Genomic DNA, 22404 nt, shown 5'->3' with positions numbered 1-22404 from the left:
TTGTTACCAAGAAAAAATCATCGTCATTTCGGGATGTGCCATAACCGCTATGCTCCAGGGCCCATAGCGAGTTCTTCGCACGTATTTTCTCCCGCTGCTTTTAAGGAAGCCGATGGTTTTCGCCGGCGCGTCACCTGGAGGCCGACGGCCCGCCTCCGTGCTCGTATGGCTCATCCCTCCCGCCGCGATGGCGGCCTGCGCGGCGCTCGCCGTGACCGTGGTGTCCGCCGGAGCGCGGGCCACGGTCGCCGCGTGCGGCGCGGCGGCGACGCTCGCGGTGGCCTTCGCGGCGGCCGAGGCGGCCCGCCGCGGCCGCCGGATCGGCAGGCTGCGCGCCCGGCTCGCCGAACAGGACGCCGCGTACCAACGGCGCCTGGCCCACCAGGAGACGGAGACCCGGCGGCTGGCCCAGGAGGTGCTGCCCGCCGCTGTGGCCCGGCTGCAGCGCGGGGCCGAGGTCGACGTCGTCATGCGGAGCATCGAGCCCTCGCCCGTCCTCGACCCGGACTTCGAGTCCGCGCACCTGGCCGTCCTGCGGTCGGTGCTGGAGATCGTGCGGGCCGAGGAGGACCTGCGGGACGCGGCCGGGCGGGCGTTCGTCAACATCGCCCGCCGGGTGCAGGCCATCGTCCACCAACAGGCCATGGACATGCGGGACATGGAGGACAAGCACGGGGCCGCCCCCGAGGTCTTCCACGATCTGCTCCACCTCGACCACGGCAACGCCCTGATCGGCCGCCTCGCCGACTCCATCTCCGTACTGGGCGGCTCCCGCCCCGGCCGCCAGTGGCGCAACCCGGTGCCGCTCTACAACGTGCTGCGCGGCGCCATGTCCCGCATCCTCGAATACCGGCGGGTGGATCTGCACTCGGTGGCCGACGTCGGCATCGTCGGCCCGTCCGTGGAGCCGCTGATCCACGCCCTGGCCGAACTGCTCGACAACGCCACGCGCTACTCCCCGCCCAAGACCCGGGTGCATCTGACCGCCGTCGAGGTCCAGTCCGGGGTCGCGGTCGAGATCGAGGACGCCGGGGTCGGCCTCTCGGAGGAGAGCCGCAGGCGGACCGAGTACGTACTCGACCAGGCGGGCACCGGCTTCGACCTCGACGACCTCGGCGAGACGCCCCGGCTGGGCCTGGCCGTGGTCGGCCGCCTCGCCGTGAAGTACCGGTTCCAGGTCTCGCTGCGGCCCTCCGCGTACGGCGGCGTCCGCGCGGTGCTCGTCGTCCCGCAGGACGTCATCTGCCCCACCCCCGCCCCCGGCGGCGCCATCGCCCGGGCCCAGAAGCTGCCGCCGCCCAAGCCCATCAAGCGCGCCGCGCCCTATCCGCCGCTGCCCGACAACATCACAGGACCGGTCGCCCACGACCACAACGGCATCCGCCACAACACCGCCGGACTGCCCCAGCGCCGCCGCCGGATGCCGACCGTGACCCCGCCCATCCGGATCCAGGCCGACCCGGAGCCCGCCCCGGCGGGCCCCCCGGCCCCGGCCGAGCCGCCCGTACAGCCGGGCATGTGGCTGGCCGCGTTCACCAAGGCCGTCTCCGGCGAGGCGGATCCGGTGGACACCTCCGGCCACCGGTACGGCGAAGAGCCGTCGGACACGTCGCACGCCTGGGACAACGCCTCGGATAAGGGTGAGTAGCAAGTGACGCAAGCGCGGTTCAACATGGACTGGATGCTCCGGGACCTCGCCAAGAGCGTTCCGCAGACCCGCCACGTGGTCCTGCTGTCCTCGGACGGCCTGTGCATGGCCCAGGTCGGTACGGACGGGGACACCGCCGACCGGCTGGCCGCCGCCTGCGCGGGGCTGCAGAGCCTGTCGACGGCGATCGCCGCCGAATTCCCCACCGGCGACGGGCGGATGCGGCTGGTGGTCATCGAGGTCGACGGCGGCTTCTTCTATCTGATGGCGGCCGGGACCAGCTCCTACCTCGCCGTCCTCGCCGAGGACGGCGTGGACGCCGGGCTGATGGGCCAGTGCATGAGAGACCTGGTCGCCCGGCTCGGCGAACATCTCAGCAGCCCGCCACGGGCCGACGGACGCTTCACATGAGCCGGACCGGAAAGGGCGCCGACGAAGGCGGCCCCGAACGGCTCTACATGGTCGACGGCGGCGCCCCCGGCCGGTCCGCGCGGGCGGACACCATCGAACTGGTCAGCCTGATCGTGGCCCGGACCGAACCCGAGCCCGGCATGCTGCCCGAGGCCGCCGCCGTGCTGAGGATGTGCCACTTCCCGCTCTCCGTGGCCGAGATCTCCGCGTACCTGACCCTGCCCGTCAGCACCGTGACCGTACTCCTCGCGGACCTGCTCGCCCACCAGCGGGTGGAGGCCAGGTCCCCGGTCCCGGCCGCCGTGCTGCCCGACACCGAACTCCTCCAAGCGGTGATGCATGGACTACAGAACCTCTGAGACGCTCGCCGGACCCCGCAGCGAGGACACCCTCCCGGCCTCCGCCACCGCGGCCGTCAAGATCGTGATCGTCGGCGGATTCGGCGTCGGCAAGACCACCATGGTCGGCTCGGTGAGCGAGATCCGCCCGCTGACCACCGAGGAGACGATGACCCAGGCCGGGGTCGGCGTCGACGACATCGCCGGGGTGGAGCGCAAGACCGAGACCACCGTGGCCATGGACTTCGGCCGGATCAGCCTCAACGAACGGCTGGTGCTCTACCTCTTCGGCACCCCCGGCCAGGAGCGCTTCTGGTTCCTGTGGAACGGCCTCTTCGAGGGCGCGCTCGGGGCCGTCGTCCTCGTCGACACCCGCCGCCTGGAGGTCAGCTTCGACGTCCTGGGGCGGCTGGAGGAGCGCGGCGTCCCCTTCGTCGTCGCCATCAACGCCTTCCCCGGGGCGCCCGCCCACCCCGTCGAACGGCTGCGCGCGGCCCTGGACCTGCCCGACACCGTCCCCATCATCGACTGCGACGCCCGCGACCGCGCCTCCAGCCGCGACACCCTCCTCAGCCTCGTGCGCTATCTGCAGCACCTCACCACCGTGACCCCGGAGACACCGTGACCCCTCCTCCCGACCAGTGCCCCGCCCACGCCCGGAGCCCCCTCGCCGGTGTGGTGGACCTCTTCGGATCCGAGAACGAGAAGGACCCGATGGGCCTGTACGAGCGGCTGCGCACCGAACACGGACCGGTGGCCCCGGTGCGGCTCGGCGGCGACGTACCGGCCTGGCTGCTGCTGGGCTACCGCGAGAACCTGGAGGTCGCCCGCACCCCCTCCCGCTTCTCCCGCGACTCCCGGTACTGGAGCGCCTGGGCGGAGGGCCGCATCCCGGACGACTCGCCGCTGCTCCCCGTGGTCGGCTGGCAGCCCATGTGCACCTTCGCCGACGGCGACGAGCACGAGAGGCTGCGCGCCGCGCTCACCGACAGCATGAACCGCGTCGACCGCCGCGGCATCCGCCGCCACATCACCCGCTTCACCCATCAGCTGGTCAACGACTTCTGCGCCGACGGACAGGCCGAACTGGTCACCGGATTCGCCCAGCGGCTGCCCATGCTCGTCCTCACCCAGCTGCTCGGCATGCCCGACGAGTACGGCCCCCGGCTGGTCGAGGCCACCCGCGACCTGATGAAGGGCTCCGACACGGCCCTGCGCAGCGACCAGTACGTCACCGACACCCTCCGCCAGCTCGTCGAGCGCAAGCGCGCCGAACCCGGCAGCGACCTCGCGTCCTGGCTGCTGAGCCACCCCTCCCAACTCACCGAGGAGGAGGTCGTCCAGCATCTGCGGCTCGTGCTCCTCACCGGCAACGAGACCACCACCAACCTCATGGCCAACACGCTGCGCATGGTCCTCACCGACCCGCGCTTCCGCGCCTCCCTGGCGGGCGGTCACATGACCCTGCCGGACGCCATCGAGCACGTGCTGTGGAACGAACCGCCGCTCACCGTCATCCCCGGCCGCTGGGCCACCGGCGACACCGAACTCGGCGGACGGCAGATCAAGGCCGGGGACATGCTGCTGCTCGGCCTCGCCGCCGGGAACGTCGACCCCGCCATCCGCCCCGACCTCGGCGCGCCCATGTACGGCAACCGCTCGCACCTGTCGTTCAGCGGCGGCCCGCACGAGTGCCCCGGCCAGGACATCGGCCGCGCCATCGCGGACACCGCCATCGACACCCTGCTGCTGCGCCTGCCCGACCTGCGTCTGGACGTGCCGGAGCCCGAGCTGACCTGGGTGGCGTCGTGGATCTCCCGCCATCTGGTCGCGCTGCCGGTCGCGTTCATGCCGCGCAGGCCCGAGACCGATCCGGTGGACACCTCCGGCATGCTGCTCGCGCCCAAGCTGCGCCCCATGCGGCGACGGCCCGCGGGCGACGAGGAAGCCTTACCCGCGGGCGGAACCGCCACCGCCGGTACTGCGGCACGGCCCGCCCGCGTCCCGTGGTGGACGTCCCTGTGGCGGTGGCTGCGCGGCACCTCCGTATGACGTAACGCCCCCTCAGCGGGCGCTACGCCCCTCAGCGGGCCAGCAGCGTCCCCACCGCCAGCAGCGCGAGCACGACCCAGGCGAACCACAGCCAGCCGTTGCTCCCGAGTGCCACGGTGTAGGCCGTCACCACCACCAGGCCGCCCACCGCGCACGCCGTCATTCCCTTGGCAGATCCGGTCATACCCGACCTCCTCACGGCGGTCCCGGCACCCCGGCGCCGGAACACCGGCCCCATGGCCGAGACCCCATCGTCTCTCGGCCATGGGGTCCGCGGCTAGCGTCCGCGAGCCTGGAGCGAGGCCAGATAGGCGTTGTACGCGGCGAGTTCCTGATCGCCGTCACGGTCCGCCGTACGGTCGTCACGCCGCGCTTGGCGCTGGTCGGACTTGTACCACTGGTACACCAGCGCCACCAGCACGATCACCGACGGCACCTCACTGAACGCCCAGGCGATGCCGCCCGCCGCGTTCTGGTCGGCCAGCGCGTCGATCCCCAGCGAGCCGGGCGGGTGCTCGAAGCTGCCGACCATGGGCGCGCTCGCCATCATCAGCGCGATCCCGAAGAACGCGTGGAACGGCATGCCCGCGAACAGCTCCAGCATCCGCATCACATAGCCCGGCCGGTGCGGGCCCGGGTCCACGCCCATGATCGGCCAGAAGAAGACCAGGCCCACCGCCAGGAAGTGGACCATCATCGCGATGTGCCCGGCCTTGGAGCCCATCAGGAAGTCGAAGAGCGGGGTGAAGTAGAGCCCGTACAGGCTCGCGATGAACAGCGGGATCGTGAACACGGGGTGGGTGATGATCCGCATGTAGCGGCTGTGCAGCAGCGCCACCAGTAGCTCCCGGGGCCCCTTGCGGCCCCGCCCGCCCGCCGGGAGGGCGCGCAGGGCCAGCGTCACCGGGGCGCCCAGCAGCAGGAGGATGGGGGAGACCATGCTGATGATCATGTGCTGGACCATGTGGACGCTGAACATGACCATGCCGTAGTCGTTCAGCGCGGTGCACATCGAGACCACGATCGTCAGCACACCTGCCACGAACGCCACCAGCCGCCCCACCGGCCAGCTGTCGCCGCGCCGCCACAGCCGCACCGCGCCCCAGCCGTACAGCGCGAGCGCCAGCACACAGCCGACAAGGAAGAAGGGATCACCGCCGAACGCCAGTCCGCGTGCGAGGGTGAACGGCGGCAGATCCATCATCATGCCGTGTCCGCCGTGATCCATCTGAGTATCCCCGGCCTTCCTGCTCTACCCGGTGTGCACCAAATGTGCCCGCACCAGCGTAGAACCCGTCAGCTCAGAGCACGCACTCGGCCTCGGTGTACCGCTCGGCGGGTACCGTCTTCAGCCGCTCCACCGCCTCCGCGAGCGGCACCAGCACGATGTCCGTACCGCGCAGCGCCGTGATCTTGCCGAACTCGCCGCGGTGCGCCGCCTCGACGGCGTGCCAGCCGAAGCGGGTGGCCAGCACCCGGTCGTACGCCGTCGGCGTGCCGCCGCGCTGCACATGGCCCAGGATCACCGGCCGGGCCTCCTTGCCCAGCCGGTGTTCCAGTTCGACGGAGAGCAGGCGGGCGATACCGGCGAACCGCTCGTGGCCGTAGACGTCGCGTTCCCCCGCCGCGTAGTCCATCGTGCCCTCGCGCGGCTTGGCGCCCTCGGCGGCGACCACGATCGCGAACTTCTTGCCCGCCTCGAAGCGGGCCCCGACGGTCCTGGCCAGCTCCTCGATGTCGAACGGGCGCTCCGGTACGACGATCGCGTGGGCGCCCGCGGCCATGCCCGAGTGCAGCGCGATCCAGCCGGTGTGCCGCCCCATGACCTCGACGATCAGGACCCGCTGATGTGACTCCGCGGTGGTCTTGAGCCGGTCCAGGGCCTCGGTCGCCACCCCGACCGCGGTGTCGAAGCCGAAGGTCACATCGGTCGACGCGATGTCGTTGTCGATCGTCTTCGGGACGCCGACGATCGGCAGCCCGGCGTCCGACAGCAGCCGGGCCGCCTTCAGGGTGCCCTCGCCGCCGATCGGGATGACCGCGTCCAGGCCCAGATCCTCGACATGGCCCCTCGCGCGCTCCACCCCGTCCCGCAGATGCGCGGGCTGAACCCGGGTCGAGCCGAGGATGGTGCCGCCGAGGGCCAGGATGCCGCCCACGGCGTCCAGGTCGAGCTTGCGGTAGTCGCCCTCCAGCAGGCCCTTCCAGCCGTCCTGGAAGCCGATCACCTCGTCGCCGTGGTCCACGACGGCGCGGTGGACGACGGACCTGATGACCGCGTTCAGCCCGGGGCAGTCGCCGCCGGATGTGAGCACACCGATGCGCATGGCGCGTGATTCCTCTGTCTGCGTTGGAGCGGACATCCGGACCGCGCTGTCCGGCTGGACGACGACACCCTACAAGCGCCGGACGCCCCGGGAAGCGCTTCGCCGCCAGGTGTCCGGCATACGGTCACCCGGCGGCTCAGCCGTGCGCGAGGGTGCTCAGGCGGGCTGCGCGGTGGCCGCCGCGATGCGCTCGTTGCGCAGCGCCTCGTACCACTGGTCGTCCACCGGCGGCAGCCCGTTCACATCGAGCGCCAGCTTCAGCAGATGGTCCGCGATGTGCGGGTTGCGGGCCATCACCGGGCCGTGCATGTACGTACCGAAGACGGTGTCCTTGTACGCGCCCTCGTAGCCGTCGCCCGTGCCGTTGCCGTTGCCGAACCGGACGCGCGCGAGCGGGCGCGCGGTCGGGCCCAGGTGGGTGACGCCCTGGTGGTTCTCGAACCCGGTCAGCGGCGGCAGCCCCAGCGGGTCGTCGATGTCGGCCAGTACGTCGCCGACGCAGCGGGCGCCCTCGCCGCGGGTGCTGATCACGTCCAGCAGGCCCAGGCCCTGCTGGCGCTGGCCGAGGTCGTTGACGAACTCGTGGCCGAGGATCTGGTACCCGGCGCACACCGAGAAGACGATCGCCCCGTTGGCGACCGCGCGGTTCAGCCCGCCGTCCCGCATCAGCCGCTCGGAGGCCAGCCGCTGCGGGCGGTCCTCACCGCCGCCGATCAGGTAGATGTCCCCGGAGGTGGGGATCTGCTGGTCGGAGCGGACGTCCAGCCGGGAGACGTCCAGCCCGCGCTGGCGCGCCCGGCGCTCCACCACCAGGACGTTGCCCTGGTCGCCGTACGTGCTCAGCAGGTCGGGGTAGATCCAGACCAGACGCAGGCCATTCTGGCTCGTGCTACGCATCGTCGTGTCTCCTCGTACGGGGGGTCAGTTGCCGACCCGGCGGCGCAGGTCCTGGAACGCGGTGTAGTTGGCGATCACCTCGATGCGGCCGGGCGGCGAGATCCGCACCGCCTCGTCCGCGTCGGCGCAGACCCGGAAGTCCAGCCCGGCGACCTCCAGACGCACCGCGAGGTCCAGCTTGCGGTCGCCGATCACGCAGATCGGGTGCCCGGCGAGCCGGGTGTAGTCCACGTCCCACAGCCAGGAGGTGTCGGTGCCGTCCGCGCCGCGCGCGTTCACCGAGAGGATCACCGGGGTGGGCGGCGGGTCGATCAGGGAGAACGTCTCCAGCCAGCCGGCCGGGTTCTTCGCCAGCAGCAGCCGCAGCTCGCGCTCCTGGAACGTGACCACGTCGTAGCGGCCCGCGACGGCCTGGACCTGGTACATCCGCTCCAGGGCGACCTGCGGCGGCACGCCGAAGGTCGCGGCGACGGCCGCCGAGGTGGCCGCGTTCGCCCGGTTCGCGCGGCCGGGCAGCTGGAGGTGGATCGGCCAGGCCGCGCCGTGCGGGTCCAGCACGTATTCGCCGTTCAGCGCCCAGCTGGGCACCGGGCGGCGGAAGCCGCACTCGCCGCACACCCAGTCGTCGCCGGGGCGCTGCAGCACACCGCCGCAGGCCGGGCAGGACCAGGCGTCGTCCTTCCACTCCTGGCCCGCCGCGACCCACACCACATTGGGGCTGGAGGAGGCGGCCCAGACGATGAGCGGGTCGTCCGCGTTCGCGATCACCGTGGCCTTCGTACCGGCCAGGCCCTCGCGCCACTTCTCGGCGAGCATCCGGGTCTCGGCGGCCCGGTCGAGCTGGTCGCGCGACAGGTTGAGCAGCGCGATGGCCTTGGGCTCGGTGTCGCGGGCGACCCCGGCGAGGTACTTCTCGTCGACCTCGATCACGCCGTAGCGGGCGTCGGAGCCGCCCGCCAGGGCCGAGGTGATGCCCGCGGGCATATTGGCCCCGAGCGCGTTGGAGACCACCGGGCCCGCGGCCCGCAGCGCCTCGGCGATCAGCCGGGTCGTCGTGGTCTTGCCGTTGGTCGCCGACACCAGGATCACGTCCAGGTGGTGCGCCAGCCTGCTGAGCAGATCGGGGTCGAGGCGCAGGGCCACCTTGCCGCCGATCACCGATCCGCTGCCGCGGCCCGCGGCCTTCGAAACCGCCGCCGCGGCCTTGCCCGCCGTCACGGCCAGCTTGGCACGTGGCGACAGCGGCTCTGAGTTGCCTGCCATCGTCTCTCGATCCTCCTCGCATACCGGCGCCGCACCTGCCCCCCGAGGCACCGGTGGTACGCCCCCTCCGTGCCGAATCGCCAGCCGGGAGGCCACGGTCGGGGATCAGCCTATCGAGATCCGGGCGGTGTCCCGAATCCCGTCGCCCCTTCCGGGGGACCGTACGCTTGGCTCTCATGCGAAACGGCGCGATCCCGGGAAGCCGGGGGACGGTACGGCCCCTGCGGCTGCTCGGCGATCAGGCGCTGCGCGCGCCGTGCGAGGAGGTCACCGCGTACGACGCCGCGCTCGCCCGGCTGGTCGAGGACCTGTACGCCACGATGTACGCGGCGGGCGGGGTCGGTCTCGCCGCCAACCAGGTCGGGGTGGGGCTGCGGGTCTTCGTCTACGACTGTCCGGACGACGAGGACCGGCGCCATCTGGGGCATGTGGTCAACCCGAGGCTCACGGAGGCCGACGGGGTGACGGTGCGGGGCACCGAGGGCTGTCTGTCGCTGCCGGGCGTCGAGTCGGGCACCCCGCGCTTCGACCGCGCGGTGGTGGAGGGCGTGACGGTGACCGGGGACCCGGTGCGGGTCGAGGGCACCGGCTTCTTCGCCCGCTGCCTCCAGCACGAATGCGACCACCTGGACGGCGGGCTGTTCCTGGACCGGCTGGACGGGCTGCGGCGGCGCCGGGTGCTGTGGGCGGCCCGCCGCGCGCCGTGGGCGCGCGAGCGGACGTAGGGGGCTTACGGGGCGCTCAGAACCCCGGTTCAGAACCCCGGGGCGCCGAACCGGTCGTCCACGAGGGCCAGCCTGCCCCACAGCAGATCGGTGAGGTGGTGCACCAACCGCTCGCGGGAGCAGGGTCGTTCCCGCAGCCACCAGTCGCCCGCGGCGTGCATCATGCCGACGATCCCATGGCCCCAGATCCGGGCCACCTCCTCGCCGCCGGGGCCGAGTTCGACCCGGTCGGCGATCACCTTGGCCAGCTCGTCGCCCATGCGGCGCAGCAGCGGGGCGGAGTGGTGGCCCACGTCGAAGCCCTGCTCCTGCTCCTGCTGATGGCCCTGGTCGGCCGGGTGCATCAGGAAGCGGTACACCTGGGGCCGGGCCTCGATCGCCGCGAGATAGGTGTCCAGCGTGGACGCCACCCGGCCTCGGCGGTCGGGAGCGGGGGCGTCCAGGGCCTTGCGCAGCGAGGCGAGCAGGGCGTCGGTGTGGCGTACCGCGAGGGCGCGGTAGAGCCCTCCCTTGTCGCCGAAATGGCGGTACAGAATGGGCTTGGTAATGCCCGCTTCGGCGGCGATCGCGTTCATCGAGGCCTCGGGGCCGTCGCGCAGCACCACCCGGTCGGCGGCCTCCAGCAGCTCCTTGCGGCGCCGTGCGGCCGCCTGCTGCTGATCCTCGCGCTGACTGGTCCCGGTCTCCATGACGTGGCCTCCCCGCCCCCTGACGTTTCACGCGTATAGATGGGCTCCGCGTATCTGCGCAACGTAACACCCGCCCGGGGTAAGGGGTTCGCGCAGCCGTGGAGTTGACATCGCCTACTCGCCGGTAACACACTGCTGTTACCGCAGGTAACAGCAGATGCAGCAGGTGGAGGGGCCATGGCGGAGTTCTCGTTCGACCTCAACGAAGATCAGAAGGCAGTGCGCGAGTGGATCCACGGCTTCGCCGCGGATGTCATGCGCCCCGCCGCCGCGGAATGGGACGAGCGCGAGGAAACGCCCTGGCCGATTATCCAGGAGGCCGCCAAGATCGGCCTGTATTCGCTGGATTTCTATGCCCAGCAGTATTTCGACCCCACCGGTCTCGGCATTCCCATGACCATGGAGGAGCTGTTCTGGGGCGACGCGGGGATCGCCCTGTCCATCGTCGGCACGGGACTGGCCGCCGTGGGCGTGCTCGCCAACGGCACCGAGGAGCAGATCGGCACCTGGATCCCGCAGATGTACGGCGACGCCAATGATGTGAAGGTCGCCGCCTTCTGCTCCTCCGAGCCTGACGCGGGCTCCGACGTCTCCGCCATGCGCACCCGGGCCGTCTACGACGAGGCCAAGGACGAATGGGTCATCAACGGCACCAAGACCTGGGCCACCAACGGCGGCATCGCGAGCGTCCACGTCGTGGTCGCGGCGGTCGACCCCGGCCTCGGCTCCAAGGGCCACGCGTCGTTCATCATCCCGCCGGACACCCCCGGTCTGTCCCAGGGCCAGAAGTTCAAGAAGCACGGCATCCGCGCCTCCCACACCGCCGAGGTGGTCCTCGACAACGTACGGGTGCCCGGCAGCTGCCTGCTCGGCGGCAAGGAGAAGCTGGACGAGCGCCTGGCCCGGGCCCGCGAGCGGGCCACCTCGGGCGGCGAGCGGCTGAAGAACGCCGCGATGGCCACGTTCGAGGCGTCCCGCCCGGCCGTCGGCGCCATGGCCGTCGGCACCGCCCGCGCCGCGTACGAGGTCGCGCTCGACTACGCCAAGACCCGGCAGCAGTTCGGCCGCCCCGTCATCGACAACCAGGGCGTCGCCTTCCAGCTCGCCGACATGCGCACCCGGATCGACGCCGCGCGGCTGCTGGTGTGGCGGGCCTCCTGGATGGCCGTGAACGGCAAGCCCTTCGACTCGGCCGAAGGCTCCATGTCCAAGCTGTTCGCCAGCGAGACCGCCAAGACGGTCACCGCCCAGGCGGTCCAGATCCTCGGCGGGAACGGCTTCACCCGCGAGTACCCGGTCGAGCGCATGCACCGCGACTCCGCGATCTACACGATCTTCGAGGGCACCAGCGAGATCCAGCGCCTGGTCATCGCCCGCACCCTCTCCGGCGTCCCGATCCGCTGAGACGCCGGAGCCGTCCTGGGGTCACCTCGCGCCGAAGCGGCGTTTGCGCCGGGCGAACGCCGCCAGCAGGTCCCGCAGTTCCTCCGCCGTGAAATCCGGCCACAGGGTGTCCACGAAGAACAGCTCCGCGTAGGCCGCGCGCCACAGCATGAAGTTCGAGATCCGCTGCTCCCCGGACGTCCGCACCATCATGTCGATGTCCGGGAGGTCGCCGTGCGGCAGGTGCCGGGTGAACAGCGCCTCGTCGATCAGGCCCGGATCCAGCGCCCCGTCCGCCGAGGCCCGGGCCAGTGAGGTCGCCGCGCGGGCGATCTCCTCCCGCCCGCCGTGGTTGAAGCAGAAGGCCAGCGTCATCGCGCGGTTGTCGGCCGTCTCGGCCTCGGCCCGGCGCAGGGCGGCCAGGGTGGAGCGGGGGAGGCGGGCCTCGGAGCCGAGCCAGCGCAGCCGTACGCCGCGCTCGCCGTATGCGCGGAACACGTCGGCGAGCTGGGCGGTGAGCCGCATGAGGGCGGCCACCTCGGCGCGCGGCCGGTTCCAGTTCTCGGTGGAGAAGAAGAACAGCGACAGATGCTCGACTCCCTCCTCCAGCGCCGTGTCCACCACCCGTGGCAGCGCCAGCACCCCCGCCTCATGGCCCCGGGTGCGGGAGAGGCCGCGCAGGGCGGCCCAGCGGCCGTTGCCGTCCATGATGATGGCGAGATGCCGGGGCAGCCCCGGGGCGTCGTCCTGGGGGCCACGGGGGCCGCGGCACTGCCGTACGACGGCGGGCGGCGGGTCGGTGACGGACGCCCGCAGCAGCCGCTTGACCGAGGGCACTCTCCAGGCTCCGACCTCGAACACCCGCGCGTCCCTCCGCCTCGGCTTCCCGGTGCCGTGTCTGACGACGGGGCGGGGCCGCGGGTTACCTCCCCGGTGGCCGAACCATTCGTTTGGTCGGCACGGCGACAGCTGTCGTCATGGCTTCCGCGCGACACCCCCGTGCACATCCGTGGTCTCGATGGGAGTCTCGGACGGCTCGGGCCGCCACAGCGGACAGGAGACGATACCCGGTTCGAGCAGCTCCAGGCCGTCGTAGAAGCGGCTGACCTGCTCCACGCCGCGCAGCACGTACGGCACGGCGCCGGTGTCGTCGTAGCCCTGCTGGGCCTCCTTGAGCGCCTGGTCGGTGTCGGTGCTGTCGTAGTGGACGAAGTAGCTGCCGGACGGCAGCGCCGCCTGCAGCCGCCGGACGATCGACACCGCCTCGTCGTAGTCCTGGATGTGGCCGAGGATGCCCATCAGCATCAGGGCGACGGGCCGGTCGAAGTCCAGCGTCTTGGCGGCCATCTCCAGGATCCGCTCGGGCTCGTGCAGATCGGCGTCGATGTAGTCGGTCACGCCCTCGGGGGTGCTGGTCAGCAGCGCCTGGGCGTGCCGGAGCACCAGCGGGTCGTTGTCGACGTAGACGATCCGGGCCTCGGGCGCCATCCGCTGGGCCACCTGGTGGGTGTTGTCGTAGGTGGGCAGCCCGGTGCCGATGTCCAGGAACTGGCGGATGCCGCACTCGCCCGCCACATGGGTGACGGTGCGGATGAGATAGGCGCGCGAGGCGCGGGCCATGACCTCGATGTTCGGGGCGACCTCCCGGTACTGGTCACCGGCGGTCCGGTCGACCTCGTAGTTGTCCTTGCCGCCCATCCAGTAGTTCCAGATCCGCGCCGAGTGCGGCACGGTGGTGTCGATCTTCGACCACGCCTGCTGGCTGGTGCCGGGGGCGGACGAACCGTTGGTCATCGGGACTTCTCCTGCCGTACGTCATGCCTGCGAGAGGCTCCAACTTACCCACTACTACCGGGAGTTCATCGATTCCCGGCATAGCGGCGGACGGGTGAGCGAATCCGTGGCAGGCGGCGGGCGAACGAGGCGGTCTGGAGCGTCACCGGAGTCTCGCCGGGGCCCGGCTCGGCGCCGGGTCCGGAACCGGGATCCGGCTCCTCGCCGACCGTGAGCACCGGGGCGTGCTGGGCGAGGGTGCGGAAGGCCCGGTCGAACCCGATCAGCGCGGCGCCGATCTCGGCGAGGTCGGCCGCACCCGCGCCGCGCGCGGCCGTCAGCCGGTCCTCCAGCACCGCCGCGGGCGCGGTCACATGGACGAAGGCCCCGTCGCGCTCGGCGACCGCCTCCGCGAAGTCGAACGCCTGGATCCAGGTCACCCGGGAGTGCCCGCGCCGCATCGGCCCGTAGACCAGCTCGCCGACCAGCCCCGCGTCCACCGCGAGCGCCCCGTCCTGCTGGAGCAGTTCGAGGTAAGGGCGGACCGGGTCGAGGTGCGGGAGGTCGGGGGAGGCGTGGGTGACGGCGAAGCCGTGCCGGTCCGCGAGCCCGGCCAGCAGCCCGTCCCGGCGGACGCCGTCACAGCCCTCCACGATCAGTGTGCGCCGCTGTGGATACGCATGCTGGAGCTTCATCCCGTCTTCCCGTCGTTCCGGAGCGACCCGGATTGGATGGAGGGACGACACCGCCGCCCGCCACGGCGCCTTCAGTGTGCGTGGCGGTACGGCGGGGGCGGGAGTGCGCTACGGGGTTGTGCGGTTGTGCGACCGTAGTGGTTTTCGAATCGTGGCCCGTCAGGGGGTGCGCCCGGCGCACTCCCCGACGTCCTCCCGGGCGATCAGCCGATCAGGAAGTCGGCCTCGCCCGCCTTGGCCGCCTCCAGGAAGGAGGCGACCTCGGAGCGGCTGTAGATCAGGGCGGGGCCGCCGGGGTCGGTGGACTGGCGCAGGGCCACCCGGCCGTCCTCCAGCCGCTTGGCCTCGATACAGGTGCCTCCGTTGGACCCGCTCCAGGGCTTTTCCCAGCCCTCCGTGCCCAGGTCCGTGGCCGGCATCCCGGTGTAGACGGGGTCTGTCATCACAGCTCCTTACGCAGTTCGGCCAGGATGGTGCTGGTATCGCCGATCGGGTCGGCCTGGACGGCCATCCGGTCCAGGACCTCCAGATAGGCCACGACCTCATGCGGCCGGTCCACGTAGACCGCGCCGGTGAGGCTCTCGGTGTAGACCACGTCGGGCAGTTCGGAGAACCCGAAGCGGAAGTAGTGGAAGGGGCCGAAGGCCCCGGGGTGCGGCCCGGACGCGAAGCGCATGATCTGCAGCCGGACCTTGGGCATCGACAGGGTGTCGACGATGTGGTCGATCTGGTCCCGCATCACCTCGCTGGGACCGACCGGGCGGCGCAGCACCGTTTCATCGAGGATGGCCCACATGATCGGCGCGTCGGCCTTGGTGAGCAGGGACTGCCGCTGGAGGCGCAGCGCGATCCGGCGCTCCAGCTCCTCCTCGGTGTCGTTGGGGAAACCGATACGGAGCACCGCCCGGGCGTAGTCCTCCGTCTGCAGCAGCCCGGGGACGTAGTGCGGCTCGTACGCACGGATGACCGTGGCCTCGCTTTCCAAGCTGACATACGCACTGAACCAGTCAGGCAGTACGTCCCGGAACTGATGCCACCAGCCGGGCTGGTTGGCCTCCCGGGCGAGGGCGAGGAAGCTTTCGATCTCGGGTCCCCGGACGCCGTAATTCCGCAGCAGTTCCTTGACGTACGGGATCTTGAGGCCGACCTCCGCCTTCTCCATCCGGCGCACCGTCAACGGGGTCACTTCGATGGCCTGAGCTGCCTCTTCGAAGGAAATCCGGGCCCGCTCCCGTAAGTGCCGCAGGCGCTTCCCGAGGACCCTGCGTAAGACGGTGGGGGCGGCGCCGCTCGGCCGTGCCTCGCTCACGTCCCGCCTCCCTGAAGGGCTGTCATATGCCTGCACAGTGTGCCTGGACAGTGTGCCACGAGCCGGACGACACAGACAGAGCTATGCGGATCGTTCTGAAATTATCAGAACGAAGGTTGCGGGGTGAGCGACTCACCACGCATAGTGAGCAGGTGACCCATCTCACCCTCCACGGCGGGGGCTCCCAACCTCCTTTGTCCACAACGTCGTTGACGAAGCCGATGCACAGTGCGGCGCCGCGCGGCGGGGATCCCGTACACCTCCGTGGCGCGTGCCGGGGAGGATTACGGTGATGCCGGGCGCACAGCCGGGAAGCGGGCGCCAGAGTGCCCCCGCCAACGCCGCGTTGGCCGCGGCCCTCAAGGAATCCGGGTGCTCCTACGCCTCGTTGGCGCACCGGGTCAACGAGCTGGGCCGCAGACAAGGACACGAGTCGAACTACGACAAGGCGTCCGTCACCCGCTGGTTGCAGGGCGGTCAGCCGCGCGGCAACACGCCGGAGCTGATCGCCGCCGTGCTCTCCCACCGGCTCGGCCGGCCGCTGGCGCCCGCCGAGCTCGGCTTCATCGCCGACCGTCAGCGCCCCGTCGTCGCCAGAGCGCTGGCCTACCGGGAGGACGTAGCAGAGACCTTGCACACGCTCGCCGAACTCGGCTCCACCGATATCTCCCGCCGCAGCCTGCTGGGCGCGGTGCCCTTCGTCGCCGGAGCCCTGGTGACCCCGCAGCGCGAATGGCTGCTGTGGCTGGTCGAGAACCAGGACACCCCCCGGCTCTCCTCCGCGGCCGATGGCGGCCGCGTCGAGCAGGTCCACGCGGCCATCAGCATGTTCGACGAGATGGACAACCGCTTCGGCGGCGGCCAGGTCCGCGCCAGCATCGTGCTCTATCTGTCGACCGAGGTCGTGCCCATGCTCCAGCAGCGCGGCGCGCCGCCGCACGAGCGGCGCCAGCTGTTCACCGCGGCCGCCAAGCTGGCCGCGATGGCCGGCTGGAGCTCCTACGACAACGCCGAATACGGCCTGGCCCAGCGCTATATGACCCAGGCGCTGCGGCTGTGCGCCGAGGGCGGCGACCGGGTGCTCGGCGGCCAGATCCTGGCCGGTCTGTCCCATCTGTCCACCAACCTCGGCCAGCCGGAGGCGGGGGTCGAGCTGGCCAGAGTCGGCGTCGCCACCGCGAAGAACGCGGGCAGCCCGCTCGGCCTGATGCGGCTGCACGCCATGGCCGCCCGCGGCCATGCCGCGCTCGACCAGCCCCGGGAGGCGTCCAAGTCGCTGCGCGCCGCCGACGCCCAGCTGGAGGCGAGCCGGGGTGCCCAGCAGGAGTCGCCCTGGGTGCGCTTCCTGGACCACCACTATCTGGCGGCCGAGGCGGCCCTGTGCTTCCGGGACCTGGGAAACGCGGCGGAGGCCGAGCTTGCGGCCGCCGAGTCGGTGCGTGCCAACGCCGACCGCCGCCGCCGCCAGGCCATCAGCCGCTCCGTCCTCGCCACGGCCTACCTCCAGCAGAACCGGTTGGACGAGGCCATCGGCACCGCGGGCGAGGCGCTGGACACCCTCAGCGGGGTGCACAGCGAGCGCTCGATCCAGGCGCTGCGCGACTTCCGCTCCCGGCTGCGTCCCCGGCGGGGCGAGCCCATGGTGCGTGACTTCGAGCATCGCTCCCGGTCGGTGCTCGGGTCCGCGGCCTGACACGCGGCGGGCCCCCGGAGCGGGGGACCGGGGGGCTGCCGCGTGCGAGGACGCAGGGGCCCAGGGGGTGTCTCCCGATCAGGGGGACACCCCCGAGGGCTTTTGTTGACGTGGCGTCAATAGCCGTTCGGGGTGGGGGCGTTCTGGGCCCGGTCCACGGGCAGATGGGCGCCGGAGACCCCGCTGGAGGCGTCGGAGAGCAGAAACGCCACGACGTGGGCGACCTCCAGCGGGGTGACCAGCTCGCCGCCCGGGACCTCGGCCGTGAACCGGGCGTACCGCTCGGGCTCCTCGGCGCGCATCCGGTCCCAGCGCTTGCCGGGGATGAGCATCGAGCCGGGCGAGACGGCGTTCACCCGGATGTGGTCCGGGCCGAGTTCGCGGGCGAGTGAGGCCGCCAGATGGATCTGGGCGGCCTTGGCCGCCCCGTACTGCGCCTGGGGTCCCGGTTTCCACCCGGAGATGGAGGCGATCACCACCACCGAGCCGCCGCCGCACCGCCGCAGCTGCGGTGCCGCGGCCTTGACCAGCCGCGCCGTATGGCCGACGTTCAGCTCCCAGGTCGCGGACCAGTCCCGGGCGTCCGCCTCCTCCAGGCCTCGGCCGCGTGCGCCACCGGCGGACGCGACGACGCCGTCCAGCCCGCCGAAACGTTCCGCCGCTGCCTGGACGAATGCCTCCAGCCGGTCCGGTGCGGTGAGGTCGAGGGCCTCGGTGAACAGCGCCCCGGGTTCCGCCGTATGTCCCTCCGTATGTAGCGAGGCCTCAAGGGCCCGCAGATCCCCGGCCGTCCGCGCGCAGGTGGCCACCCGCGCGCCGGACGCGGCCAGCAGCCGCACGATCTGTTCGCCGAGCCCCCGGGTGCCCCCGGTGACCAGCACCCGCTTGCCGTCCAGGCGGAACGCCCCGTTCACGGCTGCCCCGCACGGGCCGTACAGCCCGAACCACTACGCCCGTACAACCGGACAACCCCCATGCCCTCTCGCCCTCCGGTCGGTTCAACCGTTTTTCTACATGACGGTGACCGATGACGCTCCGAGCTGCCTTCGAAGGAGGAACCATGCCGGTTTCCGGCACCAACCGCGACCGCGTCGACTCCGTCCGTGGCAGCCGGTCCAGGCGGGTCGGACGGGGGGCGCGCACCTACCGCCACCGGCTCAGATGCGGCGCTGTCAGTCGCCAGCAAGCGCCTACCCGCATACCCGGACATCAACCACCCCATGTGCCTGTATGTCACGAGAGCCCACAGACCGACGAGGACGGACACCGTGAGCCGATCCCTCCCAGGACTGCCGCAGCGGCCGGCACCGGCCGATGACGAGGACCTGGGGCGCGACCGCCCTGCCCTCGCGGTGTCCGTCAACCGCTACCGCGTCCGGATCACCGGGCCCGAGCCGTGCGGGGAGGGGCCGATGAGCGCCCTCGTCACCCGACGGCTCTTCCGGGCCGAATTCCCCGCCCTTCCCGACCGTGCCGCCGCGGTGCGGCGCATGGTCACCGGCCATCTGAACGAATGGCGGCTCGGCGCGCTCGTGGACGGCGCCGTCCTCGCCACCAACGAACTGTTCGCCAACGCGGTCGAGCACGGCAGCAACGGCGCCGCCGACACCGTGACCATCACCGTCTCCCTGGAGGTCGCCGCCGGACCCTTCGGCCATGAGTTACGGGTCGAAGTGGCCGACGGCTCGCCCGTCATCCCCATCTTCCGGAGCGCCTCGCCGACCGAGGAGTCCGGCCGGGGGCTCGCCATCGTCGACTGCCTGGCCAGCGACTGGGGCACCGAGCCGCCGGACCCCGGGGGCGAGGGGAAGAAGGTGTGGTTCACCCTGCCGCTCGAGCGGGCCTCATGAGCCCTGTGGGCGGCACCGTGCAGACCGACGCGGCCGACTGGCTGCTGTCCGCCAGCGACGACCCCGGGCGGGTGCGGCTCCAGTGGGCCAGCGGGGACGGCCTCGCCGACCTGCCGGTGGGCACCGTCTTCGACCTGGTCCGGATGGCCGACGACATCGGGACGGCGGTGATCCAGGCCCTGCAGCGGCGTGACGCCGCGACCGGGCCCGTGATGCTGGCGACCTCCAGCCATGTGCTGACGTTCCTGGTCCCGCCCGGTTCCGCGGCCGAGTGGAAACGCTGGCTGGCCGGGACCCCGTACGCCCGCCGCCGCACGGTCGCGGCGGCCGGGGCGGGCCGGGTGCTGCGGTGCCCGCGCCCAGGGTGCGTGCGGCGCGGCCACGTCTGGCTGACCCGGCCCGGGGACGGCCTCACCGACAGCCGGACGCTGCGCGCCGCGCTGGAGGAGGCGGGCCCTCCGCGCCCGCTCTGGAGGGCGTAGCGGGCAAGCCCCCCCCCTTAAAGCCACCCCGCCGTATCCGCGCAGGTGGGGACGTAGCATCGTGTCGTGGCATGAACACCCTCGCCCTCTGGGAACTGGCCGTGCTCGCCGGTGCGGCCCTGCTCGTCGGCTTCTCCAAGACCGCCGTCAGCGGGGCCAATACGGTCAGCCTCGCCCTCTTCGCGGCCGTACTGCCCGCCCGTGAGTCGACGGGTGTGCTGCTGCCGCTGCTCATCGTCGGCGATGTGCTCGCCGTGATCACCTACCGGCGGCACGCCCACTGGGCCACCCTGTGGCGGCTGCTTCCGGCGGTCGCCGTCGGGGTGGTGGCGGGCTGGGTGTTCATGCTGTGGGCCGACGACGCGGCGGTGCGCGTGTCGATCGGCGCGATCCTGCTGTTCATGGCCGGGGTCACGGTGTGGCGGCGGCGTACGGGGGCGGACGCGGCCGCGTCCGCCCGGCCGGACGGCGGCGCCGGGGGCCGGGTCAAGGCCGGTTCGTACGGCGCGCTCGGCGGGTTCACCACTATGGTCGCCAACGCGGGCGGCCCGGTGATGTCCCTCTATCTGATCTCCTCCGGCTTCCGGAAGCTCGGGTTCCTGGGCACTTCGGCCTGGTTCTTCTTCATCGTGAACGTGTGCAAGGTGCCCTTCAGCGTCGGTCTCGGCCTGATCGACGGCCCCTCCCTGCTGCTGGACGCGGGCCTCGCGCTCTTCGTGATACCCGGCGCGATCCTCGGCAAGATGTGCGTCGACCGCATCAACCAGCTGCTCTTCGAGCGGCTGGTGATCGCGGCGACCGTGCTGGGCGGAGTCCAGCTGCTGCTGCGGTGACGCTAGAGCCAGGCTGCCCGGTGGGCCTTGGCGAAGTCCGCGAACGACCGCGGGGCGCGGCCCGTGATGCGGCGGACCGTGTCCGTCGTACGGTCCTCCGTGCCGCCCCGGATGTCCACGTCCAGGCCCGCCAGTACCGCCGCGAACTCCCGTGGAATCCCCGAGTCCACCAGCCTCTCCGACAACGCCTCGGCCGTCACCGTGACATGGCCGACCGGGCGCCCGGAGACCTCGGCCACGACGCACGCCGCGTCGGCGTAGCTGAGCGCCTCCGGTCCGGTGATGACGTGGTCCGTGTTGTGCGGACGGTCGTCCAGCAGGGCCTGGGCGGCGACGGCGGCGATGTCGTCCGCGTCGACGAAGGCCACCCGGCCGTCCCCGGTGGCGGTGACGATCTGCCCGTCGCCGCGGATGGCGTGGGCCACCGCGTGGTCGCCGGTGAAGTTCTGCATGAACCACGACGGCCGCAGCACCGCCCACTCCGGCACCGTGTCCCGGACGAGCCGGTGCAGCGCGCCCATGCCCGGCGCGTCGGCGGGGATCGCGGAGGAGGTGAGCAGCACCACCCGCCGCACGCCCCGGTCGAGCGCGGCGGCCAGGAACGGCTCGACCACGGGCACCGGATCGGCCTCGCCCACGGGCGCGACCAGGTAGATCCGGTCCACTCCGGCCAGTGCGGCGGCGTGGGTGGCCGGGTCGTACCAGTCGAAGCGCACCCCGTCCCCGCCCGGCCGCCGGGCGGCCGCGCGCACCGGCGCGCCGCGCTCCCGCAGCAGTCGTACGACGCGCGAGCCGGTGTTCCCGGTCGCGCCGGTGACCAGCACGGTCGGTTCAGCCATCGGTCCGGCCTCCTTCGGCGGTGAAGTCCAGCCCGTCGCTCAGCAGGAGCGGGTTCCAGTAGTCCCGGTACGAGACGATCTCGCCGTCCCGGACGGTGATGACGGCCACGTAGTCGATCCGGAGCGGGCGGCCGGTGGGGACGGCGACGGCGTCCACCGCGAACTCCACGATCAGCACGCCGGGGTCCGCGGTCCGGTGGACCACCTCATGGGCGACGGCCCGCAGATCGATGTGGTCGGGGTAGTCGCGTACGTACTCCCGCACCGCCTCGCGCCCCTCCAGCCTGCGCGGCCATCCGGGCGGGGCGAACGGGAACTCCATGGTGCCGTCCTCGGCCCACAGATCGGCGAATCCCCGCATGTCGTGGGCGAGCAGGAGGCTCTTGGCCCGCTCGTACACGGTGACGCGGTCATCCATGACGGTCTTCTCCTCGGATTGAATGGACGGGACGGTACCGTCCCGTTCGTCATCTAAACAGAACGGTACCGTCCCGTCCATCTGCTAGGGTCGGCCCATGCCGGAACCCACTCGCCCCTCCCCGCCCGCCCGGCGCGCCCCGAGCGGCGCCGCCACGCTGCGCCCGGCCAAGACCGAGGCCATCCGCGCGGCCGTGCTCGACGAACTCGCCGAACAGGGCTACGGACGGCTGTCGATGGAGGCCGTCGCCAAGCGGGCCGGGGTCGGCAAGAGCGCGCTGTACCGGCGGTGGCCCTCCAAGGAGCAGATGGTCATCGACGTCGCGTCCGAGCTGAGCGTCTCGATGGTCGAGCTGCCCGACTCCGGGTCGCTGCGCGGCGATGTGCTGGCCGCGCTGCGGGCGGTCGCCGACTGGCTGACCCATCCGCAGTTCAGCCGGATCGTCCCGGACCTGGTCGCCGAGGCGCGCCGGGACGAGGGGCTGGCGCGGGCGCTCGCCGACACCATCGCCGCGCCGCGCCGCGCCCGTGGGGCTGTGGTGCTGGACCGCGCGGTGGCGCGCGGCGAGCTGCCGCCGGACCTGGACCGCGAGCTGGCGCTCGATCTGCTCGCCGCGCCCGTCTACTGGCGGATCGCGGTGCGCGGGGTGCCGCCGGAGCCCGGCTATCTGGAGCGCACCGCCGACCTCGTCACCCACGCCCTGACCGGCTCCGCGCAGCGGGACGTAGCGGACTAGCCCCGTATGGGCCCGGAAAACAGGGCGGGGCGGGGGAGGGCGC

At 71.9% G+C, this 22404-nt stretch carries 26 protein-coding genes; 12 read left to right on the top strand and 14 right to left on the bottom strand.

All coding sequences use genetic code 11. From position 1 onward, the window contains the following. Positions 1-112 precede the first annotated feature (112 nt). The 5 genes from ACWC5C_RS10165 to ACWC5C_RS10145 are packed head-to-tail and all read left to right on the top strand — an operon-like array spanning position 113 to position 4449. Complete coding sequence (locus tag ACWC5C_RS10165; RefSeq protein WP_450874986.1) at positions 113-1648, top strand: sensor histidine kinase; 1536 nt, start codon at positions 113-115, stop codon at positions 1646-1648. A 24-nt stretch (positions 1649-1672) separates the two neighbouring features. Next, the gene (locus tag ACWC5C_RS10160; protein ID WP_385444314.1) at positions 1673-2059 is read left to right on the top strand and encodes a roadblock/LC7 domain-containing protein; all 387 of its coding nucleotides are present in this window, start codon (positions 1673-1675) and stop codon (positions 2057-2059) included. After that, entirely contained in the window at positions 2056-2418 is a 363-nt protein-coding gene (locus ACWC5C_RS10155) for a DUF742 domain-containing protein (protein ID WP_450874985.1), read from the top strand. Before ACWC5C_RS10160 ends, ACWC5C_RS10155 begins: the two co-directional genes overlap by 4 nt. Then, entirely contained in the window at positions 2399-3022 is a 624-nt protein-coding gene (locus ACWC5C_RS10150; RefSeq protein ID WP_385444208.1) for a GTP-binding protein, read from the top strand. The genes ACWC5C_RS10155 and ACWC5C_RS10150 overlap by 20 nt, the downstream gene beginning before the upstream one ends. Beyond that, positions 3019-4449: a cytochrome P450 gene (locus tag ACWC5C_RS10145; protein ID WP_450874984.1), complete on the top strand. Its 1431-nt coding sequence runs from the start codon at positions 3019-3021 to the stop codon at positions 4447-4449. The genes ACWC5C_RS10150 and ACWC5C_RS10145 overlap by 4 nt, the downstream gene beginning before the upstream one ends. A 31-nt stretch (positions 4450-4480) precedes the next feature. On the opposite strand, the gene ACWC5C_RS10140 is transcribed toward ACWC5C_RS10145, so the two are convergent. The 5 genes from ACWC5C_RS10140 to ACWC5C_RS10120 form a co-directional block, all read right to left on the bottom strand. After that, positions 4481-4633 carry a hypothetical protein gene (locus ACWC5C_RS10140; protein WP_385444205.1) on the bottom strand — a complete coding sequence of 51 codons (153 nt, stop codon included), beginning with the start codon at positions 4631-4633 and terminating at the stop codon, positions 4481-4483. A gap of 93 nt (positions 4634-4726) precedes the next feature. Further along, positions 4727-5677: a cytochrome c oxidase assembly protein gene (locus ACWC5C_RS10135; RefSeq protein WP_450874983.1), complete on the bottom strand. Its 951-nt coding sequence runs from the start codon at positions 5675-5677 to the stop codon at positions 4727-4729. A 73-nt stretch (positions 5678-5750) separates the two neighbouring features. Then, the gene (locus ACWC5C_RS10130; protein WP_450874982.1) at positions 5751-6776 is read right to left on the bottom strand and encodes a 6-phosphofructokinase; all 1026 of its coding nucleotides are present in this window, start codon (positions 6774-6776) and stop codon (positions 5751-5753) included. 156 nt (positions 6777-6932) lie between these two features. Further along, positions 6933-7673, bottom strand: a complete 741-nt coding sequence (locus ACWC5C_RS10125) for a type 1 glutamine amidotransferase (protein ID WP_385444200.1) — start codon at positions 7671-7673, stop codon at positions 6933-6935. 24 nt (positions 7674-7697) lie between these two features. Then, the gene (locus ACWC5C_RS10120) at positions 7698-8936 is read right to left on the bottom strand and encodes a MurT ligase domain-containing protein (protein WP_450874981.1); all 1239 of its coding nucleotides are present in this window, start codon (positions 8934-8936) and stop codon (positions 7698-7700) included. 176 nt (positions 8937-9112) lie between these two features. On the opposite strand from ACWC5C_RS10120, the gene def reads away from it, so the two are divergent. Beyond that, positions 9113-9661, top strand: a complete 549-nt coding sequence (gene def, locus ACWC5C_RS10115; protein ID WP_450874980.1) for a peptide deformylase — start codon at positions 9113-9115, stop codon at positions 9659-9661. Between the two features lie 29 nt (positions 9662-9690). Here def and ACWC5C_RS10110 read toward each other — a convergent pair whose 3' ends face one another. Next, complete coding sequence (locus ACWC5C_RS10110) at positions 9691-10350, bottom strand: TetR family transcriptional regulator (protein ID WP_450874979.1); 660 nt, start codon at positions 10348-10350, stop codon at positions 9691-9693. A 177-nt stretch (positions 10351-10527) separates the two neighbouring features. Between ACWC5C_RS10110 and ACWC5C_RS10105 the strand changes: the two genes are divergently transcribed. After that, positions 10528-11754, top strand: a complete 1227-nt coding sequence (locus ACWC5C_RS10105) for an acyl-CoA dehydrogenase family protein (protein WP_450874978.1) — start codon at positions 10528-10530, stop codon at positions 11752-11754. 21 nt (positions 11755-11775) lie between these two features. Here the strand turns inward: ACWC5C_RS10105 and uppS are convergent, their stop codons facing one another. From uppS to ACWC5C_RS10080, 5 genes are all read right to left on the bottom strand, one after another. Next, positions 11776-12594 (bottom strand): polyprenyl diphosphate synthase, encoded by an 819-nt coding sequence (gene uppS, locus ACWC5C_RS10100; protein ID WP_450874977.1) that lies wholly within the window; start codon positions 12592-12594, stop codon positions 11776-11778. 114 nt (positions 12595-12708) lie between these two features. Next, on the bottom strand, positions 12709-13527 hold the full coding sequence (locus tag ACWC5C_RS10095; RefSeq protein WP_385444192.1) for an SAM-dependent methyltransferase: 819 nt from the start codon (positions 13525-13527) through the stop codon (positions 12709-12711). A gap of 65 nt (positions 13528-13592) precedes the next feature. Beyond that, positions 13593-14201 carry a hypothetical protein gene (locus ACWC5C_RS10090; protein ID WP_450874976.1) on the bottom strand — a complete coding sequence of 203 codons (609 nt, stop codon included), beginning with the start codon at positions 14199-14201 and terminating at the stop codon, positions 13593-13595. Positions 14202-14404: 203 nt separating this feature from the next. Continuing rightward, positions 14405-14644 carry a DUF397 domain-containing protein gene (locus tag ACWC5C_RS10085; protein ID WP_385444189.1) on the bottom strand — a complete coding sequence of 80 codons (240 nt, stop codon included), beginning with the start codon at positions 14642-14644 and terminating at the stop codon, positions 14405-14407. Beyond that, positions 14644-15510: a helix-turn-helix domain-containing protein gene (locus ACWC5C_RS10080; protein ID WP_385444187.1), complete on the bottom strand. Its 867-nt coding sequence runs from the start codon at positions 15508-15510 to the stop codon at positions 14644-14646. Before ACWC5C_RS10080 ends, ACWC5C_RS10085 begins: the two co-directional genes overlap by 1 nt. A 292-nt stretch (positions 15511-15802) precedes the next feature. Between ACWC5C_RS10080 and ACWC5C_RS10075 the strand changes: the two genes are divergently transcribed. Further along, positions 15803-17203, top strand: coding sequence for a hypothetical protein (locus ACWC5C_RS10075; protein WP_450874975.1), 1401 nt, complete (start codon positions 15803-15805; stop codon positions 17201-17203). A gap of 116 nt (positions 17204-17319) precedes the next feature. Here ACWC5C_RS10075 and ACWC5C_RS10070 read toward each other — a convergent pair whose 3' ends face one another. Then, positions 17320-18117, bottom strand: coding sequence for an SDR family NAD(P)-dependent oxidoreductase (locus tag ACWC5C_RS10070; protein WP_450874974.1), 798 nt, complete (start codon positions 18115-18117; stop codon positions 17320-17322). Positions 18118-18471: 354 nt separating this feature from the next. Here ACWC5C_RS10070 and ACWC5C_RS10065 point away from each other — a divergent pair, with 354 nt between their 5' ends. From ACWC5C_RS10065 to ACWC5C_RS10055, 3 genes are all read left to right on the top strand, one after another. Further along, complete coding sequence (locus tag ACWC5C_RS10065) at positions 18472-19053, top strand: ATP-binding protein (protein WP_385444182.1); 582 nt, start codon at positions 18472-18474, stop codon at positions 19051-19053. Next, positions 19050-19535 (top strand): hypothetical protein, encoded by a 486-nt coding sequence (locus ACWC5C_RS10060; protein ID WP_385444180.1) that lies wholly within the window; start codon positions 19050-19052, stop codon positions 19533-19535. Before ACWC5C_RS10065 ends, ACWC5C_RS10060 begins: the two co-directional genes overlap by 4 nt. Positions 19536-19606: 71 nt before the next feature. Next, the gene (locus ACWC5C_RS10055) at positions 19607-20368 is read left to right on the top strand and encodes a sulfite exporter TauE/SafE family protein (protein ID WP_450874973.1); all 762 of its coding nucleotides are present in this window, start codon (positions 19607-19609) and stop codon (positions 20366-20368) included. A 2-nt stretch (positions 20369-20370) separates the two neighbouring features. On the opposite strand, the gene ACWC5C_RS10050 is transcribed toward ACWC5C_RS10055, so the two are convergent. Then, entirely contained in the window at positions 20371-21207 is an 837-nt protein-coding gene (locus ACWC5C_RS10050; RefSeq protein WP_450874972.1) for an NAD(P)H-binding protein, read from the bottom strand. Continuing rightward, positions 21200-21625, bottom strand: a complete 426-nt coding sequence (locus ACWC5C_RS10045; RefSeq protein ID WP_450874971.1) for a nuclear transport factor 2 family protein — start codon at positions 21623-21625, stop codon at positions 21200-21202. Before ACWC5C_RS10045 ends, ACWC5C_RS10050 begins: the two co-directional genes overlap by 8 nt. A gap of 97 nt (positions 21626-21722) precedes the next feature. Between ACWC5C_RS10045 and ACWC5C_RS10040 the strand changes: the two genes are divergently transcribed. Beyond that, positions 21723-22361, top strand: coding sequence for a TetR/AcrR family transcriptional regulator (locus ACWC5C_RS10040; RefSeq protein ID WP_450874970.1), 639 nt, complete (start codon positions 21723-21725; stop codon positions 22359-22361). The last annotated feature ends 43 nt before the right edge of the window (positions 22362-22404 follow it).

Source organism: Streptomyces sp. NPDC001700, from assembly GCF_053596435.1.
This window is presented reverse-complemented; position numbering and strand designations above follow the sequence as displayed.

Excerpts from the sequence above, each read along its gene's own strand:
- ACWC5C_RS10050 (WP_450874972.1), bottom strand. The coding sequence starts at position 21,207 with ATGGCTGAACCGACCGTGCTGGTCACCGGCGCGACCGGGAACACCGGC.
- ACWC5C_RS10125 (WP_385444200.1), bottom strand. The coding sequence starts at position 7,673 with ATGCGTAGCACGAGCCAGAATGGCCTGCGTCTGGTCTGGATCTACCCC.
- ACWC5C_RS10140 (WP_385444205.1), bottom strand. The coding sequence starts at position 4,633 with ATGACCGGATCTGCCAAGGGAATGACGGCGTGCGCGGTGGGCGGCCTG.
- ACWC5C_RS10045 (WP_450874971.1), bottom strand. The coding sequence starts at position 21,625 with ATGGATGACCGCGTCACCGTGTACGAGCGGGCCAAGAGCCTCCTGCTC.
- ACWC5C_RS10155 (WP_450874985.1), top strand. The coding sequence starts at position 2,056 with ATGAGCCGGACCGGAAAGGGCGCCGACGAAGGCGGCCCCGAACGGCTC.
- ACWC5C_RS10085 (WP_385444189.1), bottom strand. The coding sequence starts at position 14,644 with ATGACAGACCCCGTCTACACCGGGATGCCGGCCACGGACCTGGGCACG.
- ACWC5C_RS10075 (WP_450874975.1), top strand. The coding sequence starts at position 15,803 with ATGCCGGGCGCACAGCCGGGAAGCGGGCGCCAGAGTGCCCCCGCCAAC.
- ACWC5C_RS10165 (WP_450874986.1), top strand. The coding sequence starts at position 113 with ATGGTTTTCGCCGGCGCGTCACCTGGAGGCCGACGGCCCGCCTCCGTG.
- ACWC5C_RS10060 (WP_385444180.1), top strand. The coding sequence starts at position 19,050 with ATGAGCCCTGTGGGCGGCACCGTGCAGACCGACGCGGCCGACTGGCTG.
- ACWC5C_RS10040 (WP_450874970.1), top strand. The coding sequence starts at position 21,723 with ATGCCGGAACCCACTCGCCCCTCCCCGCCCGCCCGGCGCGCCCCGAGC.
- ACWC5C_RS10095 (WP_385444192.1), bottom strand. The coding sequence starts at position 13,527 with ATGACCAACGGTTCGTCCGCCCCCGGCACCAGCCAGCAGGCGTGGTCG.
- ACWC5C_RS10150 (WP_385444208.1), top strand. The coding sequence starts at position 2,399 with ATGGACTACAGAACCTCTGAGACGCTCGCCGGACCCCGCAGCGAGGAC.
- ACWC5C_RS10160 (WP_385444314.1), top strand. The coding sequence starts at position 1,673 with ATGGACTGGATGCTCCGGGACCTCGCCAAGAGCGTTCCGCAGACCCGC.
- ACWC5C_RS10130 (WP_450874982.1), bottom strand. The coding sequence starts at position 6,776 with ATGCGCATCGGTGTGCTCACATCCGGCGGCGACTGCCCCGGGCTGAAC.
- ACWC5C_RS10120 (WP_450874981.1), bottom strand. The coding sequence starts at position 8,936 with ATGGCAGGCAACTCAGAGCCGCTGTCGCCACGTGCCAAGCTGGCCGTG.
- ACWC5C_RS10105 (WP_450874978.1), top strand. The coding sequence starts at position 10,528 with ATGGCGGAGTTCTCGTTCGACCTCAACGAAGATCAGAAGGCAGTGCGC.
- ACWC5C_RS10135 (WP_450874983.1), bottom strand. The coding sequence starts at position 5,677 with ATGGATCACGGCGGACACGGCATGATGATGGATCTGCCGCCGTTCACC.
- ACWC5C_RS10110 (WP_450874979.1), bottom strand. The coding sequence starts at position 10,350 with ATGGAGACCGGGACCAGTCAGCGCGAGGATCAGCAGCAGGCGGCCGCA.
- def (WP_450874980.1), top strand. The coding sequence starts at position 9,113 with ATGCGAAACGGCGCGATCCCGGGAAGCCGGGGGACGGTACGGCCCCTG.
- ACWC5C_RS10090 (WP_450874976.1), bottom strand. The coding sequence starts at position 14,201 with ATGAAGCTCCAGCATGCGTATCCACAGCGGCGCACACTGATCGTGGAG.
- ACWC5C_RS10055 (WP_450874973.1), top strand. The coding sequence starts at position 19,607 with ATGAACACCCTCGCCCTCTGGGAACTGGCCGTGCTCGCCGGTGCGGCC.